The 19,070-nt window shown below is 69.5% G+C and carries 20 protein-coding genes and 1 tRNA gene; 11 read left to right on the top strand and 10 right to left on the bottom strand.

The annotated features are described in order from the left end of the window. Positions 1–116 precede the first annotated feature (116 nt). The gene (locus EV670_RS00390) at positions 117–947 is read left to right on the top strand and encodes a DUF6279 family lipoprotein (protein WP_242616780.1); all 831 of its coding nucleotides are present in this window, start codon (positions 117–119) and stop codon (positions 945–947) included. Here EV670_RS00390 and EV670_RS00395 read toward each other — a convergent pair whose 3' ends face one another. The 4 genes from EV670_RS00395 to EV670_RS00410 form a co-directional block, all read right to left on the bottom strand. Further along, positions 948–1,589 carry a DUF4136 domain-containing protein gene (locus EV670_RS00395; protein WP_130429852.1) on the bottom strand — a complete coding sequence of 214 codons (642 nt, stop codon included), beginning with the start codon at positions 1,587–1,589 and terminating at the stop codon, positions 948–950. It lies immediately after the preceding gene. Between the two features lie 73 nt (positions 1,590–1,662). Next, positions 1,663–2,613 (bottom strand): tRNA 2-thiocytidine(32) synthetase TtcA, encoded by a 951-nt coding sequence (gene ttcA / locus EV670_RS00400; RefSeq protein ID WP_130429853.1) that lies wholly within the window; start codon positions 2,611–2,613, stop codon positions 1,663–1,665. Then, positions 2,610–3,017, bottom strand: a complete 408-nt coding sequence (locus EV670_RS00405; protein ID WP_130429854.1) for a dihydroneopterin aldolase — start codon at positions 3,015–3,017, stop codon at positions 2,610–2,612. Before EV670_RS00405 ends, ttcA begins: the two co-directional genes overlap by 4 nt. A 70-nt stretch (positions 3,018–3,087) precedes the next feature. Further along, entirely contained in the window at positions 3,088–3,864 is a 777-nt protein-coding gene (locus tag EV670_RS00410) for an SDR family oxidoreductase (protein WP_130429855.1), read from the bottom strand. A 65-nt stretch (positions 3,865–3,929) separates the two neighbouring features. Between EV670_RS00410 and EV670_RS00415 the strand changes: the two genes are divergently transcribed. Both EV670_RS00415 and EV670_RS00420 read left to right on the top strand, forming a co-directional pair. Continuing rightward, on the top strand, positions 3,930–5,069 hold the full coding sequence (locus tag EV670_RS00415; RefSeq protein ID WP_130429856.1) for a class I SAM-dependent methyltransferase: 1,140 nt from the start codon (positions 3,930–3,932) through the stop codon (positions 5,067–5,069). A 12-nt stretch (positions 5,070–5,081) separates the two neighbouring features. After that, positions 5,082–5,279: a DUF2905 domain-containing protein gene (locus EV670_RS00420; protein ID WP_130429857.1), complete on the top strand. Its 198-nt coding sequence runs from the start codon at positions 5,082–5,084 to the stop codon at positions 5,277–5,279. Between the two features lie 83 nt (positions 5,280–5,362). Here the strand turns inward: EV670_RS00420 and EV670_RS00425 are convergent, their stop codons facing one another. Then, a complete protein-coding gene (locus EV670_RS00425) occupies positions 5,363–5,764 on the bottom strand; it encodes an MJ0042-type zinc finger domain-containing protein (protein WP_130429858.1) in 402 nt (133 codons plus the stop codon). Between the two features lie 73 nt (positions 5,765–5,837). Here EV670_RS00425 and EV670_RS00430 point away from each other — a divergent pair. The 5 genes from EV670_RS00430 (at position 5,838) to miaB (ending at position 9,322) form a co-directional block, all read left to right on the top strand. Continuing rightward, positions 5,838–5,914, top strand: a tRNA-Met gene (locus tag EV670_RS00430). A 36-nt stretch (positions 5,915–5,950) separates the two neighbouring features. Further along, on the top strand, positions 5,951–6,949 hold the full coding sequence (locus EV670_RS00435) for a cation diffusion facilitator family transporter (RefSeq protein ID WP_278044403.1): 999 nt from the start codon (positions 5,951–5,953) through the stop codon (positions 6,947–6,949). A 14-nt stretch (positions 6,950–6,963) separates the two neighbouring features. Beyond that, on the top strand, positions 6,964–7,425 hold the full coding sequence (locus tag EV670_RS00440; protein WP_242616781.1) for an SET domain-containing protein: 462 nt from the start codon (positions 6,964–6,966) through the stop codon (positions 7,423–7,425). Positions 7,426–7,487: 62 nt separating this feature from the next. Next, positions 7,488–7,904 (top strand): hypothetical protein, encoded by a 417-nt coding sequence (locus tag EV670_RS00445; protein ID WP_242616782.1) that lies wholly within the window; start codon positions 7,488–7,490, stop codon positions 7,902–7,904. 8 nt (positions 7,905–7,912) lie between these two features. After that, positions 7,913–9,322, top strand: coding sequence for a tRNA (N6-isopentenyl adenosine(37)-C2)-methylthiotransferase MiaB (miaB, locus tag EV670_RS00450; protein ID WP_130430863.1), 1,410 nt, complete (start codon positions 7,913–7,915; stop codon positions 9,320–9,322). 16 nt (positions 9,323–9,338) lie between these two features. Here miaB and hslU read toward each other — a convergent pair whose 3' ends face one another. The 5 genes from hslU to EV670_RS00475 all read right to left on the bottom strand — a co-directional run bounded on the left by hslU (position 9,339) and on the right by EV670_RS00475 (position 15,563). Next, positions 9,339–10,709, bottom strand: coding sequence for an ATP-dependent protease ATPase subunit HslU (gene hslU, locus EV670_RS00455; RefSeq protein ID WP_130429860.1), 1,371 nt, complete (start codon positions 10,707–10,709; stop codon positions 9,339–9,341). Positions 10,710–10,782: 73 nt separating this feature from the next. Further along, entirely contained in the window at positions 10,783–11,367 is a 585-nt protein-coding gene (gene hslV / locus EV670_RS00460) for an ATP-dependent protease subunit HslV (RefSeq protein ID WP_130429861.1), read from the bottom strand. Positions 11,368–11,419: 52 nt separating this feature from the next. Continuing rightward, positions 11,420–13,273 carry a hypothetical protein gene (locus EV670_RS00465; protein ID WP_130429862.1) on the bottom strand — a complete coding sequence of 618 codons (1,854 nt, stop codon included), beginning with the start codon at positions 13,271–13,273 and terminating at the stop codon, positions 11,420–11,422. A 105-nt stretch (positions 13,274–13,378) separates the two neighbouring features. Next, a complete protein-coding gene (gene dksA / locus EV670_RS00470; protein WP_130429863.1) occupies positions 13,379–14,350 on the bottom strand; it encodes an RNA polymerase-binding protein DksA in 972 nt (323 codons plus the stop codon). A 157-nt stretch (positions 14,351–14,507) separates the two neighbouring features. Beyond that, positions 14,508–15,563, bottom strand: a complete 1,056-nt coding sequence (locus EV670_RS00475) for a CobW family GTP-binding protein (RefSeq protein WP_130429864.1) — start codon at positions 15,561–15,563, stop codon at positions 14,508–14,510. A gap of 202 nt (positions 15,564–15,765) precedes the next feature. On the opposite strand from EV670_RS00475, the gene EV670_RS00480 reads away from it, so the two are divergent. Genes EV670_RS00480 through EV670_RS00490 form a run of 3 tightly spaced genes read left to right on the top strand, consistent with a single transcriptional unit; the run spans position 15,766 to position 19,038 of the window. Next, positions 15,766–16,677 (top strand): HlyC/CorC family transporter, encoded by a 912-nt coding sequence (locus EV670_RS00480; protein WP_130429865.1) that lies wholly within the window; start codon positions 15,766–15,768, stop codon positions 16,675–16,677. A 44-nt stretch (positions 16,678–16,721) separates the two neighbouring features. Then, entirely contained in the window at positions 16,722–18,266 is a 1,545-nt protein-coding gene (lnt, locus tag EV670_RS00485) for an apolipoprotein N-acyltransferase (protein WP_242616783.1), read from the top strand. Positions 18,267–18,270: 4 nt separating this feature from the next. Then, positions 18,271–19,038 carry a hypothetical protein gene (locus EV670_RS00490; protein ID WP_130429867.1) on the top strand — a complete coding sequence of 256 codons (768 nt, stop codon included), beginning with the start codon at positions 18,271–18,273 and terminating at the stop codon, positions 19,036–19,038. Positions 19,039–19,070 lie beyond the last annotated feature (32 nt).

The following is a 19,070-nucleotide window of genomic DNA, read 5'->3' on the forward strand; positions in this document are numbered from 1 at the left end:
CCCCCTCGGGGGGCGGGCTCGGCGCAGCCGAGTCCTGGGGGCGCCATCAAGCTGGCGCGTCGGCGTCCGTCCCCCGGACCCGCTCGCGCTGGGCCGCGATTATCGGCGTCGCCCTGTTGCTGTCGCTGCTGACCGGCTGCAGCGCGCTGCGGCTGGGCTACTCGCAGGGGCCGACGATCGCCTACTGGTGGCTCGACTCGTACCTCGACTTCGACTCCACGCAGAAGCAGCCGGTGCGCGACGCGCTCGGCCAGTGGTTTGCCTGGCACCGCAAGACCGAGCTGCCGCAGCTGGCGGCGATCCTCGACCGGGCCGCGGTCGACGTGATGTCCGATGCCACCACGGCGCAGGCCTGCCGCTGGTCCGACGAGATCCGGCTGCGCCTGGACGCGGCGGTGGAGCACGCGCTGCCGGGCGCGGCCGAGGTGGCGCTGCTGCTGCGCCCGGAGCAACTCGACGCGCTGCGCAAGCGCCAGGCGCGCGCCAACGAGGAGTTCCGCGAGGAGTACATGCAGCCGCGGCCCGAGGCACGCGCCAAGGCCGACCTCGAGCGCGCCGTTGAACGCAGCGAGATGCTCTACGGCCGGCTCGACGCGGCGCAGCGCGAGCGCTTCGCGCAGATCATCGCCGCCTCGCCCTTCGACCCCGAGCGCTGGCTGGCCGAGCGCCAGCGCCGCCAGCGCGACCTGCTCCAGGCCTTGCAGCAGATCCAGTCGGCGGGTCTGGGTCGCGCCGAGGCCCTGGCCGCGCTGCGCGGCTACTGGCAGCGCGCGCGGCGTTCGCCCGACGAGATCTACGGCCGCTACGCGCAGCAGCTCAACGCCTACAACTGCGCCGCCGCGGCCCAGCTGCACAACCTGACGACGCCGGCCCAGCGCGAGCACGCCCGCGCCAGGTTGCGTGGCTGGGAGGCCGACCTGCGCGCGCTGGCCTCCTCGACGTCCTGATCAGGGCGTTGGCGCTCCCGGCGCGAGCATCACCGTCACCGTGCGCGGGCTCAGCGCGGGCCCCGGGAAGTCGCGCAGCGAGGCGTCGAACATCGGCGCGAAGAAGCTGCTGTTGCCGCTGCGGCTGGTGAGGCGACCGCGGCTTTCGTAGATCGGCACCATGCCTTTGGGTTCGCGGATCAGCACGCCGGTCTCGATGATGTAGTCGGGCCAGTCGTTCGGCCCCCCGGCCCAGCCGACGCCCCAGGCCGGACCCCACATCGGTCCCCAGCCGGGGCCCCAGTAGGGCCCGCCGCGCCAGCCGCCGCCATACCAGGCCGCGCTGGCGCCCCAGTTGGGGTTGCTGCGCCAGGCCTGGACGATGCGGGTGCCGACCTGCACCAGCACGTCGGCCTCGGCCGCCGGCGCCGGCCTGAAGCCGAGCCGCTCGATCGCCGGCCGCGCCGCCGCCTCGGCCAGTTCCTGCGTGCTGAGATCGGCCTGCTGGGACGGCAGGCGCTCGAAGGCATAGGTCGCCGGCTTGCGCTCGGCCGGCCACTGACCCTGGCTCGAGACCATCACGTCGAGCGAGGAGACGCTGCTGCAGCCCGCCAGCACGGCGGCCGCGGCCGCGCACGTAATCAGCATCCAACGACGGTTCATGGCACACCTCCTGTCGATCTGCGGGTCTGTTGTCCAACGCCCGATCGCCAGTTTGCGCCGACCGCGCGCGGCGTCAATCGGCGCTGTCGGCAGCCTGTTGCCAGCGCGTCGGCATCGCGACGGTGGCGGGCGCTGCGGGCGTGGCGCAGCCTTGGTCGTCCTCGTCGAAGGCGCGATCGCCGCCGGCATCGACCACGCCGGTCGGGCGCAATGTCTCGAAGGGGTAGAGCGCCCGGTCCTGCAGGTGCGATGGCACCACGTTGCCCATCGCGCGCGCCATGTTGTCGAGCCGGCCGGGGTATTTGCGCTCCCACTCGCGCAGCATCTGGCCGATCTGGACCCGCTGCAGGTTCTGCTGGCTGCCGCAGAGGTTGCAGGGAATGATCGGAAAGCCGCGATGCTCGGCCCAGGCCTCGAGATCGGACTCCGGCACGTAGGCCAGCGGGCGGATCACCACATGGCGGCCGTCGTCGCTGACCAGCTTGGGCGGCATGCCCTTCAGCTTGCCGCCGAAGAACATGTTGAGGAACAGCGTCTGCAGCATGTCGTCGCGATGGTGGCCGAGCGCGATGCGGGTCGCACCCAACTCGTCGGCGACGCGGTAGAGGATGCCGCGCCGCAGCCGCGAGCACAGGCCGCAGGTGGTCTTGCCCTCGGGCACCAGGCGCTTGACGATGCTGTAGGTGTCCTGGTTCTCGATGTGGAAGGGCACGCCGCGCGCGCTCAGGTACTCGGGCAGCACATGCTCGGGAAAGCCGGGCTGCTTCTGGTCGAGGTTGACCGCGACCAGGTCGAAGGCGACCGGCGCCCGCTGCTGCAGGTTGAGCAGCACGTCGAGCATCGCGTAGCTGTCCTTGCCGCCGGACAGGCAGACCATGACCTTGTCGCCGGCCTCGATCATGTTGAAGTCGACGATCGCCTGGCCGACCAGGCGGTGCAGGCGCTTGCTGAGCTTGTTGGCCTCGAAGGCGAGCTTGTCGGCCTTCTTGCCTTCGACGGCGGGAATGGTGAGAACGGCGCTCATCCGGCTGCTCTTTCGCTCTTGATGTGGAAGACCTCGACGCCGACGGCCTCGCTGTCGGGGTAGACGTCGGGCTTGGCGGTGGCCACGCGCACCGCGCGCACCTGTGGGTGGCTCAGCAGCTCGGCGGCGATCTCGTCGCACAGCGTTTCCTGCAGCGACACATGACCGCGCGCCACGCGGGCCTGGATGACGCTGCGGATGAAATCGTAGTCGACCACCTCGTCGATGCGGTCGGCGCGCGGCGTGCTGTGCGCCAGCGGCACGAACAGGTCGACGTCGAAGCGCAGCCGCTGCGGCGCGTCGAGCTCGAAGTCGTGGATGCCGATGCGCACCGAGGGCGTGTAGCCGGCGAGGAACAGGCGCCGGCAGTCGGCCAGGCGCGGGTCGAGAGTCCAGACGCTCATTGGTGCACCCTTGGCGCTGCGCGCCGTCCCTCCGAGAGGGAATTCGCCCCTTCGGGCGGCCGTGCGGGGCTCATGGCTGCTTGCTGCGCACGATGTGCAGCACATCGCGTGGCTGCTTCAGCAGGTGCTGGCCACCGTCGACCAGCAGCGTCGTGCCGGTGATCGCCGGCGACTCGATCAGGAAGCGCACCGCGCGCGCCACGTCGGCCGGGGTCGACGAGCGCTCGAGCGGCGTCAGCCGATGGGCGAGCTCGAACTCGGCGGCATCCATCGGCCCCGAGGGCATCGTCACCCCGGGCGCGACGCCGCAGACCCGCACCAGCGGCGCCAGCGCCTGCGCGAGCAGGGTCTGCGCGGCCTCGAGCGCGGCCTTGGACAGCGTGTAGCTGATGTGGTCCGGGTTCGGGTTCCACAGTTTCTGGTCGAGCAGGTTGACGACGCAGCCCTGGGCCGCGCCAGCGCCGCGCGCCAGCAGGTGCGCGTGCAGCTCGCGCGCGAGGATCAGCGCCGGCGCCGTGTTGGCGCGCCAGTGCGCCTCCATCTCGGCAAAGCCGAAGTCGAAGACCGAGTCGTCCTCGAAGCGGGCCGCGTTGTTGACCACCGCGTCGAGCCGCCCGAAGCGTGCCACCGCGGCAGGGACCAGCGCGCTGCACTGCGCCTCGTCGGCCAACTCGGCCTGCAGCGGCTCGGCGCGCACGCCGACGCGGCGGATTGCCTCCAGCGTGTGCTGCAGGTCTGGCTCGGTGGCCGGGCCGCGATGGTGCAGAGCGATGTCGTGTCCATGCGCGGCCAGCTCGAGCGCGATCGAGCGACCGATGCGCCGCGCGCCGCCAGTGACCAGGGCCACCGGACGCGCCGACGATGCGTTCGAAGCAGGAAGTGGGGGCACGCGCGCTACCTAGAATCGGGTCGATGGATCGGGAGCAGACGAGTGTAGCCAGCGCCCCTGGGGGACGCACCCTTGGGGCCTCGGCGCTGGCGCGGCGGATCGCGGCCGAGATCACGGCCGGCGGCGGCTGGCTCGGCTTCGAGCGCTTCATGGAACTGGCGCTGTACGCACCGGGCCTCGGCTACTACGCGCGCGGCGATCGCCAGTTCGGCCAGCTGCCCGCCAGTGGCAGCGACTTCGTCACCGCGCCCGAACTCAGCCCCTTGTTCGGCCGCGCGCTGGCGCGCCAGGTCGCGCAGGCGATGGACGCCACCGGCACCGACGAGGTCTGGGAGTTCGGCGCCGGCTCCGGCGCGCTGGCCGCGCAGCTGCTTGGCGCGCTCGGCGAGCGCGTGCGGCGCTACGTGATCGTCGATCTCTCGGGCACGCTGCGCGAGCGCCAGCGGCAGACGCTGCGTTCCGCGCTGCCGCAACTGGCCGAACGCGTGGCGTGGGTCGATCGGCTCCCGGACGACGGCCTGCGCGCGGTGGTGGTCGGCAACGAGGTGCTCGACGCGATGCCGGTGGCGCTGCTGCACTGGGACGGCGCGCACTGGTTCGAACGCGGCGTGGCGCTCGGCGTGGCCGACCGATTTGTGTTCGCCGACCGGCCGACGCTACTGCGGCCGCCGGTCGAGGCGGGTTTCGTGCCGGGTACGACGATCGAACTCGGTCGCCAGGCGGCAGCCTTCGTCGCGACGCTGGCCGTCACGCTGCGGCGCGGCGCCGCCTTCTTCATCGACTACGGCTTTCCGCAGGCCGAGTTCTTCCACCCGCAGCGCACCGGCGGCACGCTGATGTGCCACCGCGCGCACCAGGCCGATGCCGAGCCGCTGCTCGAGGTCGGCGAGAAGGACATCACGGCGCATGTCGACTTCACGGCCATCGCGCTGGCCGGCCAGGATGCCGGCCTCGAGGTGCTGGGCTACACCAGCCAGGCGCACTTCCTCATCAATTGCGGGCTGGTCGGCGAGTTGCAGGATGCCTCGCTGCGCGAGCGTGCCAACGCCCAGAAGCTGATCAACGAACACGAGATGGGCGAGTTGTTCAAGGTGCTCGGCTTCGCGACCACGCCCTTCGATGCGATCGGCTTTGCCGCCGGCGACCGCAGCCACACGCTCTGAGCAAGGAAGCACATGCTGCGCTGGCTGCTGATCATCGTGCTGACGCTGCTGGTCTTCAGCGGACTGCTGCGCCCGTGGCTCGCCAGGCTGGGGCTGGGCCGGCTGCCGGGCGACTTCGAGTTCCGCATCGGCGAGCGCAGGATCTGGCTGCCGCTGGCGACCACCGTGCTGCTGAGCTTTGTCGCGATGCTGATCGGCAAGCTGGTCTGAAAAGCTGACAGCCCCCACGCTCCCTGCATTCGCTGCCCCCCCCGAGGGGGCGCAGGCCGGCTTGGGGCGGGCCGGCGCTCGGCCTAGCCCTCGATCGGCCAGCGATGGGTGCACTTGCGGCAACGCACGTTCAGGACGCCGGCGTTGCGCGGGTTCTGTTCGGCGGCCACGTCGAAGCGCGCATAGGTCTTGCACACCGGGCAGACCGCCTGGTTGGCGGTGGCTTCGGCATGGGTCAGCAGGTACAGGTAGCGCCGCAGGGCCCAGATGCCGATCACGGCGCACAGCAGCACCGCTGCCACGTTGCTGAGCTGGTCGAACGCCGGCGACTGGCGGTCGAAGACCTCGAAGGCCGCGAACAGGCCGATCGTGCAGAAGAAGGTGAGCACCAGGTGCGCGTGGCTGGCGATCAGCTCGCGCTCGTACCACTTGCGAAAGCCGTGCTTGCGGATGCCATCGGCCAGATCGCTATGCCACACACCCATTGCAGGCTCCTGAGGCCGGCCCCGGCGGACCATCTTTCCGGGTCGCCGCGACCGCGTTATAATCTGCGGCTCAGGCGCTTTAGCTCAGTTGGTTAGAGCGATGGAATCATAATCCACAGGTCCGGGGTTCGAGTCCCTGAAGCGCCACCAAATCCGACGGCTCCGCATTTGCGGGGCCGTTTTCGTTTGGGCGCCGCGCCGGCTGCCGGCCCACAATCGGCCGACCTTCCCGCACGGCCGCGTCCATGTACAAGAAGCTCACCAAGGAACAGAGCGGCTCGGCTCGAGCAGCGCACGCTCACCGTCTCGCTCTACGTGATGCTGTTCCTGGCGGTCGCCAGCCTCGGCGTCGGGCTCTGGTTGCGCTCGGACGTCATCATCCTCGACGGCGTCTTCTCGCTGGTCAGCCTGCTCGGATCGGGCCTGTACCTGCTGGCCGCCAAGCTGGTCGCGCGGCCCGCGGACCGCCAGTTTCAGTATGGCTACGCCCACATCGAGCCGCTGGTCAACAGCGTGAACGCGCTGATGCTGCTGGTGATCTGCGTCTACGGCTTCTTCAACGGCATCGAGGGCATCCGCACCGGCGGCAACGCGGTCGATCCGCGCAACATCATTCTGTACAACATCGCCAACTCGGCCGTGGCCGGCTGCGCCTGGGCCTACGAGGCGACGATGGCGCGTCGGGTCGACTCGCAGCTGCTGCGCAACGATGCGCGCGAGTGGATGATCAGCTTGGCGTTCAGCGCCGCGACGACGCTTGGCTTTGCGCTGGTCTACGTGCTGCCCGAACCCTGGCGCGGCGTCTGGCTGCAGTACGCCGACAGCGCGATGGTGGCGGTGATGTCGCTGCTGTTCCTGCCGGTGCCGGTGCCGGTCAAGATCCTCAATCACAACCTGCGCGAGGTGCTGATGATGACCAGCACCGACGAGGTGCTGGTCGGCCGCGTCGAGGACGAGATGCGCAGGATCAAGGCCGAGCACGACATCGTCAGCCACAGCAGCCACATCGTGAAGATCGGCCGCATCCACTTCATCGAACTCAACCTGCTGGTCGGCCCTGCCTTCCAGCTCCAGCGCATCGAGCAGCAGGATCAGTTGCGCGCCCGCATCTGGGCCGCCGCCGACCGGCCGATCGACGAGGCCTGGCTCTCGATCTGCCTGACCGCCGATCCGCGCTGGACCTGAACCCGGAGCCCGGCGTGCCTTATCTCTACACACTGCCGCCGCCGCCAGCGTCCACTCCGGCGCCCCGGTCCGGCCCGCAGAAGTTCGCGGTCGAGGTGCGCACCAGCCGCATCGACGGCCAGGGCGCCTTTGCCGCCGAGCCGATCCCGGCGCGACGCAAGATCGGCGAGATCCGCGGCGAGGCGATCTCGGTGCAGGAGGCGCGCCGGCGCGTGCGCGGTCTGGTGCGGATCATGGTCGTCGAGGTGTCCGGCAAGCGCGCGATCGACGCCTCGGCCAGCGACAGCCCGCTGCGCTTCATCAACCACAGCTGCCGTCCGAACGCCGTGCTGCGCCTCCAGCAGGGCCGGGTCGAGTTCTATGCGCTGCGCGACATCGAGGCCGACGAGGAGCTGACGGCGCACTACGGTGAGTCGCACCACGCCGGCCGGCTGGCCTGCCGCTGTGGTGTGCCGGGCTGCAGAGGCAAGCTGTAGAGCCCGCGCACCACGACCGCGGTCGATAATGGCGGCTGTTCAACAGCCTCTGGATCTACACCATGAACCGCTGTGATCGCCTCGGGCGTCGCTCCGTTCTTCTGCAACTGTCGGCCGCGATGGCCGCCCTGACGCTGGCCGCCGGCGCCGGCGCCCAGCCCCAGGTCAGCCGCAGCTTCCCGTACAACGCGCTGCGTGGCGAGATCGTCGTCCAGAGCACCAACGACCTGCTGGTCAACGGCGAGCCGGCACGCATGGCGCCCGGTGTGCGCATCCGTGGCCAGGACAACCTGCTGCTGGTGACCGGCGCGATCGAGGGCCTGAAGTTCATCGGCCACTACACCGTCGACACCTACGGCCTCGTCAGCCAGCTCTGGGTGCTGCGCGACGACGAGATCGTCAAGCCATGGCCGAAGACGGCACAGGAAGCGGCCAAGCTTAGCTTTGATCCGGTGGCGCAGACCTGGAGCAAGCCATGAACGAGCAGATGAGGTTGTCGGGCAAGCGGGCCGCCATCGGCGCGGCCGAGCCGACACTGTCGGCGGGCTCCGGCAAGAAGGTCTTCATCAAGACCTTCGGTTGCCAGATGAACGAGTACGACTCCGACAAGATGGTCGACGTGCTGCGCGCCGCCGAGGGCTACGAGCCGACCAGCGACGTCGAGCAGGCCGACCTGATCCTGTTCAACACCTGCTCGGTGCGCGAGAAGGCGCAGGAGAAGGTGTTCTCCGACCTCGGTCGCGTCAAGCACCTCAAGGCCAAGGGCGTCAGGATCGGCGTCGGCGGCTGCGTCGCGAGCCAGGAGGGTGCGGCGATCATCGAGCGCGCGCCCTACGTCGATGTGGTGTTCGGCCCGCAGACCCTGCACCGTCTGCCGCAACTGCTGAGCCAGCGCAGCGCACAGGACCGGCCGCAGGTCGACATCAGCTTTCCGGAGATCGAGAAGTTCGACCACCTGCCGCCCGCCAAGGTCGACGGCGCCTCGGCCTTCGTCTCGATCATGGAGGGCTGCTCCAAGTACTGCAGCTACTGCGTGGTGCCCTACACCCGCGGCGAGGAGGTGAGCCGCCCCTTCGACGACGTGCTGGTCGAGGTGGCGGGCCTGGCCGAGCAGGGCGTCAAGGAAGTGACGCTGCTGGGCCAGAACGTCAACGCCTACCGCGGCGCGATGGGATCCACCGCGGACATCGCCGACTTTGCGCTGCTGCTCGAGGTGGTGGCCGAGATCCCCGGCATCGAGCGCATCCGCTACACCACCAGCCACCCGAAGGAGTTCACGCAGCGCCTGATCGACGTCTACGCGCGCACGCCCAAGCTGGTGAATCACCTGCACCTGCCGGTGCAACACGGCAGCGACCGCATCCTCAGCGCGATGAAGCGCGGCTACACCGTGCTCGAGTTCAAGAGCATCGTCCGCAAGCTGCGCGCGGTGCGGCCCGACATCCGCATCGGCAGCGACTTCATCGTCGGCTTCCCGGGCGAGACCGACGAGGACTTCGGCAAGCTGATGAAGCTGGTCGAGGACATCGGCTTCGACAGCAGCTTCAGCTTCGTGTTCAGCGCCCGTCCCGGCACGCCGGCCGCGGCGCTGCACGACGACACGCCGTCGGAGCTCAAGCTCAAGCGGCTGCAGCACTTGCAGGCGGTGATCGAGGCCAACGCGCAGCGCATCTCGCAAGCCATGGTCGGCAGCGTGCAGCGCATCCTGGTCGAAGGCCCGAGCCGCAAGGACGCCAGCGAGCTGATGGGCCGCACCGAGTGCAACCGCATCGTCAACTTCCCCGGCGGTCCCAACGCGGCCCGGCTGCGCGGCCAGATGATCGACGTGCTTCTCACGCAGGCGATGCCGCACTCGATGCGGGCCGAGATCGTCACCGACGAGACCGTCGCCGCCTGAGCGGCGACGGCGACCGCTAGAGGATGAAGCGCGACAGGTCCTCGTCGCGCGCCAGCGCCGCCAGCTTGCCGTCGACGTAGGCGGCATCGATCGCCACCGTGCGCCCCTCAAGCCTGGGCGCGTCGAAGCTCACTTCGTCGAGCAGACGCTCGAGCACCGTCGACAAGCGGCGTGCGCCGATGTTCTCGGTGCGCTCGTTGACGTCGAAGGCGATCTGTGCCAGTCGCCGGATCGCGGCGGGCTGGAAGTCGAGCGTCACGCCCTCGGTCGCCAGCAGCGCCTGGTACTGCTTGACGAGGCTGGCGTGCGTGCTGGTGAGGATCGCCTCGAAATCGTCGACGCTGAGCGAGCTCAACTCGACGCGGATCGGAAAGCGCCCCTGCAGTTCCGGGATCAGGTCGCTCGGCTTGGCCAGGTGGAAGGCGCCCGAGGCGATGAAGAGGATATGGTCGGTCTTGACCGCTCCGTACTTGGTGCTGACCGTGGTGCCTTCGACCAGCGGCAGCAGGTCGCGCTGCACGCCCTGGCGGCTGACCTCGGCGCCGCCATGCTCCTGGCGCGAAGCCACCTTGTCGATCTCGTCGATGAAGACGATGCCGTTCTGCTCAGTGTTGTGCAGCGCGGCGCTGCGGATCTCGTCCTCGTTGACCAGCTTGGCGGCCTCTTCGTCGACCAGCAGCTTCAGCGCCTCGGCGATCTTCAGCTTGCGGGTCTTGCGCCGCTGCATGCCGGCATTGGCGAACAGGCCCTTCAACTGCTCGGCCATCTCCTCCATGCCGGGCGGGCTGACGATGTCGAGCGCGGCCTTGGGTTCTGCGAGCTCGATCTCGATGTCCTTGTCGTCGAGCGTGCCCTCGCGCAGGCGCTTGCGCATCACCTGGCGCGCGGTGTTCTCGGGAGCGGCTGGCGCGGCGGCAGGCAACGCGGCGGCATGAAAGCCGAACTCGCTGCCGCCCGCCGCGCTGCCGCGTGGCGGCGGTACCAGCACGTCGAGCAGGCGCTCCTCGGCGGCGTCCTCGGCGCGCGCGCGCTGGGCCCGCACGGCGGCCTCGCGGGTCTGCTTGACAGCGGCGTCGACCAGGTCGCGGATGATGGTGTCTACATCCTTGCCGACATAGCCGACCTCGGTGAACTTGGTCGCCTCGACCTTGATGAAGGGCGCGTCGGCCAGCTTGGCCAGGCGGCGCGCGATCTCGGTCTTGCCGACCCCGGTCGGGCCGATCATCAGGATGTTCTTCGGCGTGATCTCGCCTCGCAACTTCTCGTCCACCTGCTGGCGGCGCCAGCGGTTGCGCATCGCGATGGCAACCGCGCGCTTGGCATCGTTCTGGCCGACGATGTGGCGGTCGAGTTCGGAGACGATCTCCTGGGGGGTCATGCTGCTCATGCCAGTGCCCGCCGGGCCGCCCCAAGGGCGTTGCGCCCCCTCGGGGGGCAGTGAACGAAGTGAGCGTGGGGGTTCATGTCGGTTGCGGTTCGAGCACCTCGATCGTGTGGTGCTGGTTGGTGTAGATGCAGAGGTCGCCGGCAATCTCGAGCGAGCGCTTGACGATCTCCGGTGCGGCGAGCGGCGTGTGCTCGAGCAGCGCGCGCGCCGCCGCCTGCGCGTAGGCGCCGCCCGAGCCGATCGCGACGATGCCGTACTCGGGTTCGAGCACGTCGCCGTTGCCGGTGATGATCAGGCTGGCCGTGCGGTCGGCCACCGCCAGCATCGCCTCGAGCCGGCGCAGCACGCGGTCGGTGCGCCAGTCCTTGGTGAGTTCGACCGCGGCGCGCACCAGGTGCCCCTGGTGCTTCTCGAGCTTGGCCTCGAAGCGCTCGAAGAGCGTGAAGGCATCGGCGGTGGCGCCGGCAAAGCCGGCCAGCACCTGGTCGTGATGCAGCTTGCGCACCTTGCGCGCGCTGGCCTTGACGACGATGTTGCCGAGCGTGACCTGGCCATCGCCGCCGATGGCGACCTGCCAGCCCTGCGGCGTCTGCCGCCGCACGCTGACGATCGTGGTGCCGTGGAACGAGGGCGGGGACGAAGAGGAGGATGCATCCATCCTCCGAAGATAAGGCCGGCGGCGGCCAGATCAACCGCCGTCGCGAACCGGTCTAGATATTCCTGACCTTCACCCGCGCGTGCTCGTTGATGCCCATCGCGTTGAAGAACAGCGCGAGCAGCCGGTGCGCGTCCTCGAAGTGGACCAGCCGCTCCTCGGTGCGGCGCGCGAGCACCCAGTTCAGCAGGTCGCCGGCGGCGATGAAGTCCATGCGGATCAGGCGCTGGCAGTTGATGCTGATCACCGTCGCGTCGCCGACCGTCGACTCGAGGCGCTTGAGCACCGCGCCGATGTCGCCGGTCAACTGGCCCGAGAGCTCGACCGCGGCGGTCTTCTCGCCGGTGGTCGCCTCCTCGAAGATCTGCGACTCGACGAAGCCGGTCGAGACATCGGCGACCGCCGACTTCGGCGCGATCGTCACGCCCGAATGGTCGGCCAGCTTGACGGTGCACTTGCTCGGCTCCCACGACGGTGGCGAGACCTCGTAGGTCACGCAGTAGTCGATCGCGACCTCGTCGAACTGGTCGGGCCGGTTGATGTGGCGCAGCACCTCCATGCGCAGCATCCAGTAGGCCGGATCGGCATCCTTTTCGCCGGTCGGCGCGATCTCGGCCAGCAGCGCCAGCAGCCGCTCGGCGCCGATCCAGCGCATCGACAGCGGTTGCGTGCTCCAGTGGCGCAGCAGTTCGGTCAGGTGGGCGCAGGCTTCGGCCTCGACGGCCTCCAGCGGTGCCCAGTCGAAGACCCACGGCATCGGCATCTGCAGCGCCTGCGCGCGCAGGCGGCCGACGGCCTCGGTTTCGAGCATCTCCGGGGCAACCCAGCCGACGTGACCCTCGATGCGCGCCGCAGACGGCTGCTGGCGACTCGCCGCCACCGCCGCATCGGCCGCCACCAGCGCCGGGATCGAGAACCACTGCGGCGCCGACCAGCCGAAAGCCTGCGCGTAGTCGAGCGCCAGGCTCTCGAAGGGCAGTTGCTGGCCGGTGGCGCGGTAGAGGTCGAACAGCACCAGCCAGGTCTCGGCATGCTGCGCGCGTGCGCCGCCGGCGCCGATCAGGCCGGTGATCGAATGCTCGCAGTTCTCGAAGTCGGCGTTGGCGAAAGAGATCACCGCCTCGTCGAGCTCGGGGTCGTAGGCCAGCTCGTGGACTTCGACGGCAAACGGATTGGTGAAGGCCGTGCCGGCTCCCGTCGCGCCCGGCCGTGGTGCCGGCTGCGGTGGCGCCGCGGCAGGGGGCTGCGCCTGCTGCACGAAGCGGCCGAGTTCGCTGGTCACGGCCTCGGTCGGCGACAGCGGGGTCGGCGCGGTCGGAGGCGTCCAGTCGATCGAGCCGCGCGCGGTCGGCACCGCATCGGCGGCTTCCGGCGCGTTGGCGGCGGCGGGACCATTGGCGTCGGCATCGGCTGCCGAGCCGGCCGCGAAGGGCAGGTTCATCGCCGGCGCCTCGTCGAGCGAGGACGAGACGGTCGGCACCGTGTAGAAGCTCGCTGGCTGGGCCGGCGGGGCGCGTCGCGCGGCGGCGTTCTCGCCCTCGATCTGGGCCTCGATCTCGTCGATCTTGGCCTTCACCGCGGCGTCGGCGCGCGCGGTCTCGGCCTGGCGCGGCGGGTCGGAGTCGTCGAGGTTGGAACTGCCGGCCAGGCCCGACAGGCCGTCGACCGGCAGGCCTTCGCGGCGGATCTTGCGCAGCATGTCGAACTCGCGCTTGCGCACGAAGTCGTTGCGCCGCTTGCGCTCGATCATCGCCTTGAGCTCGCTCTTGGCGTAGCCGCTCTGCGCCGGGTCATCCTCGGCGATGCGGGTGTTGAGCTCGGCCCAGTCCGTCGTCGGGTTGGCGACGAATCGCGCGACCTTGCGCAGGAAGCTGTCGTCCTTCGGATCGGGCTTGATCGAATCGGTCATCGCAAGAGGCCGCAAAAAGTCAGCCGACCCGGCCAGCAGCCGTCGCGGATCCGGCTTCGCCGGTCCGCGAGCGGCAGGCGCCGAAGGCGCTTCGGGGGTGGGCCATCAATCGCCGAACATCTTCTGCTTCATCTCGCGGCGCTGCTGCGCCTCGAGCGACAGCGTCGCGGTCGGCCGCGCCAGCAGGCGGCCCAGGCCGATCGGCTCGCCGGTCTCGTCGCAGTAGCCATAGTCGCCGGCGTCGATGCGGCCGATCGACTGCGAGATCTTCTTGAGCAGCTTGCGCTCGCGGTCGCGGGTGCGCAGCTCGAGAGCGTGCTCTTCCTCGATCGTGGCGCGGTCGGCCGGGTCGGGAACGATCGAGGTGTCCTCGCGCAGGTGCTCGGTGGTCTCGCCGGCGTTGTTGAGCAGGTCGTCGCGCTGCTGCATCAACATCGCGCGGAAGAACTCCAGCTGCTTGTCGTTCATGTACTCGGCGTCGGGCATCGCGAACAACTCGTCTTCGCTGAGTTCGCGTCCGGCCTTGGTCTTCCACGCGTTGGCGTGCTTCGGGTCCACCTTGCGGCGGCTCTTGGTGTCTTCGATAACGGTCATCTGTCGGCTCGGGGCTGCCGGGGGTAGGTCACGCACCAGCAAACTGATGGGCGCGGGCGCCGGAGCGGCGGCATGCTTCTTCGACGCGCTTTTCTTCATGGGAGGCGGTGCTGCCACGGCGGTGGCAACGGCAGCCACGGCTGCCGTCCGCACCGCCGGCGCGGGAGCGACGGCAACCGGTTTCCTGGGTGCCGGCGGCGGTGCGACCACCGTCTTGGCGGCTGGTTTGACTACGGGTTTTGTCGGAGTCTTGGGTGCGGGCTTCTTGGTGGCTGCCGGCTTTGCCGCGACCACCGTCTTCTTTGCGGTCACGGCGGGCTTCTTTGCTGATACTGGTTTGGCGTGGGACACGGATTTGGCCGGTGCCGCCTTGGTGGCCGGCTTGTTTGCGACGCTGGCGGCGGGCTTGGCCCTGGACGGGCTGCCTACCTTGGCGCTGTGTGCCTTGGCGCTTGTGGCGCTTGGGGCCGGGTGCTTGCTCACTGCTGAAGTCTCCTCGCGTGGCGCTTGCTTTATACCCGCTGGCCTGCCTAGGCGAAACGAGTCTGCCGGGCCCTTTCGCCATGGGGGTCCCTCTGTGGCGCGCGGATTGTAGCCACGTCACCGGGCCCTTTCGTACCCGGTATGCGCCCGATGATGTTCAGACCAGACACTGCTCCAGCCCCTGCAGGAAGATGTCCCGCGGCAGCTCGATGCCGATGAAGACCATCTTGCTGGTCCGCGCCTCGCCCTCGGCCCACTTGGGGCCGACGTCGCTGCCCATGAGCTGGTGCACGCCCTGGAAGATCACCTTGCGGTCGAAACCCGTGACCTGCAGCACGCCCTTGTAGCGCAGCATGCGCGGGCCATAGATATTGACCATCGCGCCGAGGAAGTCCTCCAGCTTGGCCGGGTTGAACGCCCGATCGCTGCGGAACACGAAGCTCTTGACGTCGTCGTCATGGGCATGGTGGTGCGGGTGGTCGCAGTGCTCGTCATGCTCGTGATCGTGATCGTGGTCATGGCCGTGGTGATGATCGTGATCGTGCTCGTCGGCCGACAGGAACTCGGGGTCGATCTCCAGCTTGGCATTGAGATTGAAGCCCTTGAGGTCGAGCACGTCCTTGATCGCGACCTCGCCGAAGTGCGCCTTCTCGATCGGCGCGCGCGGATTCATGTGCTTGAGGCGGTGGATCAGCGCGTCGACCTCGGCCGCCGGGGTCAGGTCCGTCTTGGACAGGAACATGCGATCGGCGAAACCGACCTGGCGCCGCGCCTCCTGGCGCTCGTCGAGCTGGGTGTCGGCATGCTTGGCGTCGACCAGGGTCAGGATCGAGTCGAGCAGGTAGCTCTCGGCGATCTCGTCGTCCATGAAGAAGGTCTGCGCCACCGGGCCGGGGTCGGCCAGGCCGGTGGTCTCGATGACGATGCGGTCGAAGTCCAGCTCGCCCTTGCGCTTCTTCGCGGCCAGGTCACTCAGCGTGGCGCGCAGGTCCTCGCGGATCGTGCAGCAGATGCAGCCATTGCTCATCTGCACGATCTGCTCCTTGCTCTCCTCGACCAGGATGTCGTTGTCGATGTTCTCCTCGCCGAACTCGTTCTCGATGACGGCGATCTTCTGGCCATGCGCCTCGTGCAGGATGCGCTTGAGCAGGGTGGTCTTGCCCGAGCCCAGGAAGCCGGTGAGGATGGTCGCGGGAATGAGGGTCTGGGACATGGGAACTCGCTGGAATGGCACCAAGGACAAGCGCCTGAATATGAGGGCGCGGGACTGTCCTTCAAGGGCCGGCGACTGTCAAGCAAGCATCAGGCCGGCAGGGTGAATAGAGGGCCGTTCCGGGCGGGCGCCTTGCGGGGCCACGAGCGCCGCCGGCGGGGCCTGCGGTATTCTCGGCTCCCCCCGACTCCCGGCACCGCTCGTGTCCGAACCCGCTTCTGCCCGCTCGTCCCGCCAAGGCGAACGGCCGGCTCCCCATGAGGACCGCCGCACGCTGTTCGAGCGCATCGTCGAGTTCCTGTCGCCAGGGCCTGACTCCAAGGCAGAGTTGATCGAGTCGCTGGCCGAGGCCGAGCAGCGCGAGCTGATCGAGCCCGAGTCGCGCCAGATGCTCGAGCGCGTGATCCGCATGGCCGACATGACGGCGGGCGATGTGATGGTCGCCGCGCCGCGCATGGACCTGCTCGACATCGACGCGCCCTACGACGAGCTGCTGGCGCTGGTGATCGACACCGGCCACTCGCGTTTTCCGGTCTACGCCGACGAGCGCGACAACATCATCGGCATCCTGCTCGCCAAGGACCTGCTCAAGCTGCAGCGCGCGCCAGAGCTGAACCTGCGCGCGCTGTTGCGCCCGGCGGTGTTCGTGCCCGAGACCAAGGGTCTCAACGAGCTTCTGCGCGACTTCCGCTCCAATCGCAACCACCTGGCGATCGTGATCGACGAGTTCGGCGCCACCGCCGGGCTGCTGACCATCGAGGACGTGCTCGAAGAGATCGTCGGCGAGATCGAGGACGAGTTCGACGACAAGGACCACGACTCCGGCGTCTTCACCCTGGCCGACGGCAGCCAGCGCGTGGCCGGCGACGCCGCGATCGCCGAGGTCAACGAGGTCTTCGGTACCCAACTGCCGGAAGAGGACTTCGAGACCATCGGTGGCCTGGTCGCGCACGAGATCGGCCAGGTGCCGCGCCGCGGCGAGAGCTTCGAGATCGGCGGCCTGCGCTTCCAGGTGATGCTGGCGCGCGGTGGCGCGGTGCGCTGGTTCAAGGTCACGCGGGCGGCGGCGGGCGACGCCACGCCCACCTACGCCGGCAGCGGCGACGGCATCTGATGCCGGTCATGGAGCCGCGGCGGAGCACTGCCGCGACGCTTTTGATGCTCGCCGCCGCGCTGGCGCTGGGTGCGCTGCATACGTTCGCCTTCGCGCCGCGCGACGCCTGGTGGCTGCAGATCGCCTGTGTCGTCGGCCTCGTGATGCTGCTCAGGCGTGCCACCGGCCGCTGGCACGGCGCCGCACTCGGCTTCGTGTTCTCGCTCGGCTGGCTCTGCGCCGGCGTCTGGTGGCTGTTCATCAGCCTGCACCGCTACGGCGGGTTGCCGGCCTGGATGGCGGTGCTGGCGGTGGTGGCGCTGTGCGCCTTCCTGTCGATCTACCTGGCCGTCGCTGGCGCGGCCTGGGTCGCGTTGCGGCGCGGCCGTTCGCCGTTCGTCGGCGCCCTGCTCTTCGCGGCGCTGTGGCTGCTGGCCGAACTGGCACGCGGCATCCTCTTCACAGGATTCCCTTGGCTCGCGGCCGGCTACGCGCATACCGACGGGCCGCTCGCGGCGCTGGCGCCGTGGCTCGGCGTCTACGGCATCGGCGCCGTCGGGGCGCTGGCGGCGGCGCTGCTGGCTGCGTCGCTCGACGAGCGCGGGCTGGGGCTGTCCGGCCGGGCCGGCCTGGCGGCACTGTCGTTGGCGCTGCTGGCGGTGCCGCCGCTGGTGCCGGCCGAGTTCAGCCGCGCCAGCGGCCGGCTCGAGGTGGCGCTGATCCAGGGCAACGTGCCGCAGAACGAGAAGTTCGAGACCGCGCTCCAGCCCGAGACGCTGGCCTGGACCACGCGCGCGCTGCTCGACTCGAGGGCCGATCTGCGCATTGCGCCCGAGACCGCGATCCCGCTGCTGCCCGAGCAGCTGCCCGAGGGCTACTGGGAGCAGCTGCGCGACGAGCTGTCCGCGCCCGGTCGCGGCGCGTCGCTGGTCGGCGTGCCGTTGACGCGCAAGCGCGCCGACGGCAGCCTCGGCTACACCAACTCGGCGGTCGGCTTCTCAGCGGCCGCGCGCGCGCTGCCGGAAGGCTTCTTCCGCTACGACAAGCAGCACCTGGTGCCCTTCGGCGAGTTCATTCCGCTCGGTTTTCGCTGGTTCACCGAGATGATGCACATCCCGCTCGGCGACTTCGACCGCGGCCCGCTGGTGGCGCCCAGTTTCGAGGTCCCGCGACGCGACGGCGGCAACGAGCGGGTCGGCCCCAACATTTGCTACGAAGACCTGTTCGGCGAGGAACTCGCGGCCCGCTACGGCCCGCAGGGCGACGCGCCGACGATCCTGGCCAACATCAGCAACATCGCCTGGTTCGGCGAGTCGGTGGCGGTCGACCAGCATTTGCAGATCTCGCGCCTGCGCACGCTCGAACTGCAGCGGCCGATGATCCGGGCCACCAACACCGGCGCCACGGTGGTCATCGACCATCGCGGCAAGCTTCGCCACTGGTTGCAGCCGCACACCCGCGGCGTGCTCGAGGGCACGGTCGAGGGGCGCGAGGGCATCACGCCCTTTGCCTGGTGGGCCGGCCGCTTCGGCCTGTGGCCGCTGATCCTGCTGGCGCTGGCGCTGGTCGCCGGGCTGGCGTGGCGCCGGCCGGGCGCCGGACGGGGCTGATCCGATGCGCCACACGAGCGCAGATCGCCTGCGGCCGCTGCTGGCGGCCGTGCTCGTGGCCACCAGCCTGGCCGCGGCGGCCGAGATGCAGCCGGAGGCCTACGTCTTCAGCCCGATCGTCGAGCAGGGCGAGCTCGAGATGGACAACAAGGCCGGCATCTCGCGCGACCGCGAGGGGCACAGCGCCTGGGGCGCCTCGGTCGGCATGAGCTACGGCCTCACGTCCTGGTGGGCCGCCGAACTCACCGCCAAGTGGCGCCGCAACGTGGGCGAGAGCGCCGGCTACGACGCCTGGGAATGGGAGAACCGTTTCCAGTTCACGCCGACCGGGCGCTATGCCTTCGAGCTCGGCTTCCTGCTCGAGATCGAACGCCCGCGCGAGCATGCCGAGGGCTGGGAGCTGAACTTCGGGCCACTGTTCCAGACCGAGGCGACGCTGGCGGGCATGCCGCTGCAGTTCAACTTCAACGCGCTGTTCGAACGCAGCTGGCGCGCCGACGAGCCGGAGCCGACCGAACTGCAACTGCAGTGGCAACTGCGCACGCGGCGTGGCGGCGAGGCGCTCGATGTCGGACTCCAGGGCTTCGATCATTTCGGCCCCTGGGACGATTGGTCGCCGCGCTCGAAGCAGTCGCATGTGCTGGGGCCGGCGCTGTTCGGCAAGCTCGAGGCCGCCGGAACGGAAATGCGCTGGGAGCTGGGCCTGCTGTTCGGCACCGGCGGCGCGGCGCCGCGGACCACGCTGCGGACCCAGCTCGAGATCGAGTTCTGACGGACGACTGCCGGTCCCTAGAATCTCCGGTC

This window comes from Rivibacter subsaxonicus (assembly GCF_004217215.1).
GTDB classification, from domain to species: domain Bacteria; phylum Pseudomonadota; class Gammaproteobacteria; order Burkholderiales; family Burkholderiaceae_C; genus Rivibacter; species Rivibacter subsaxonicus.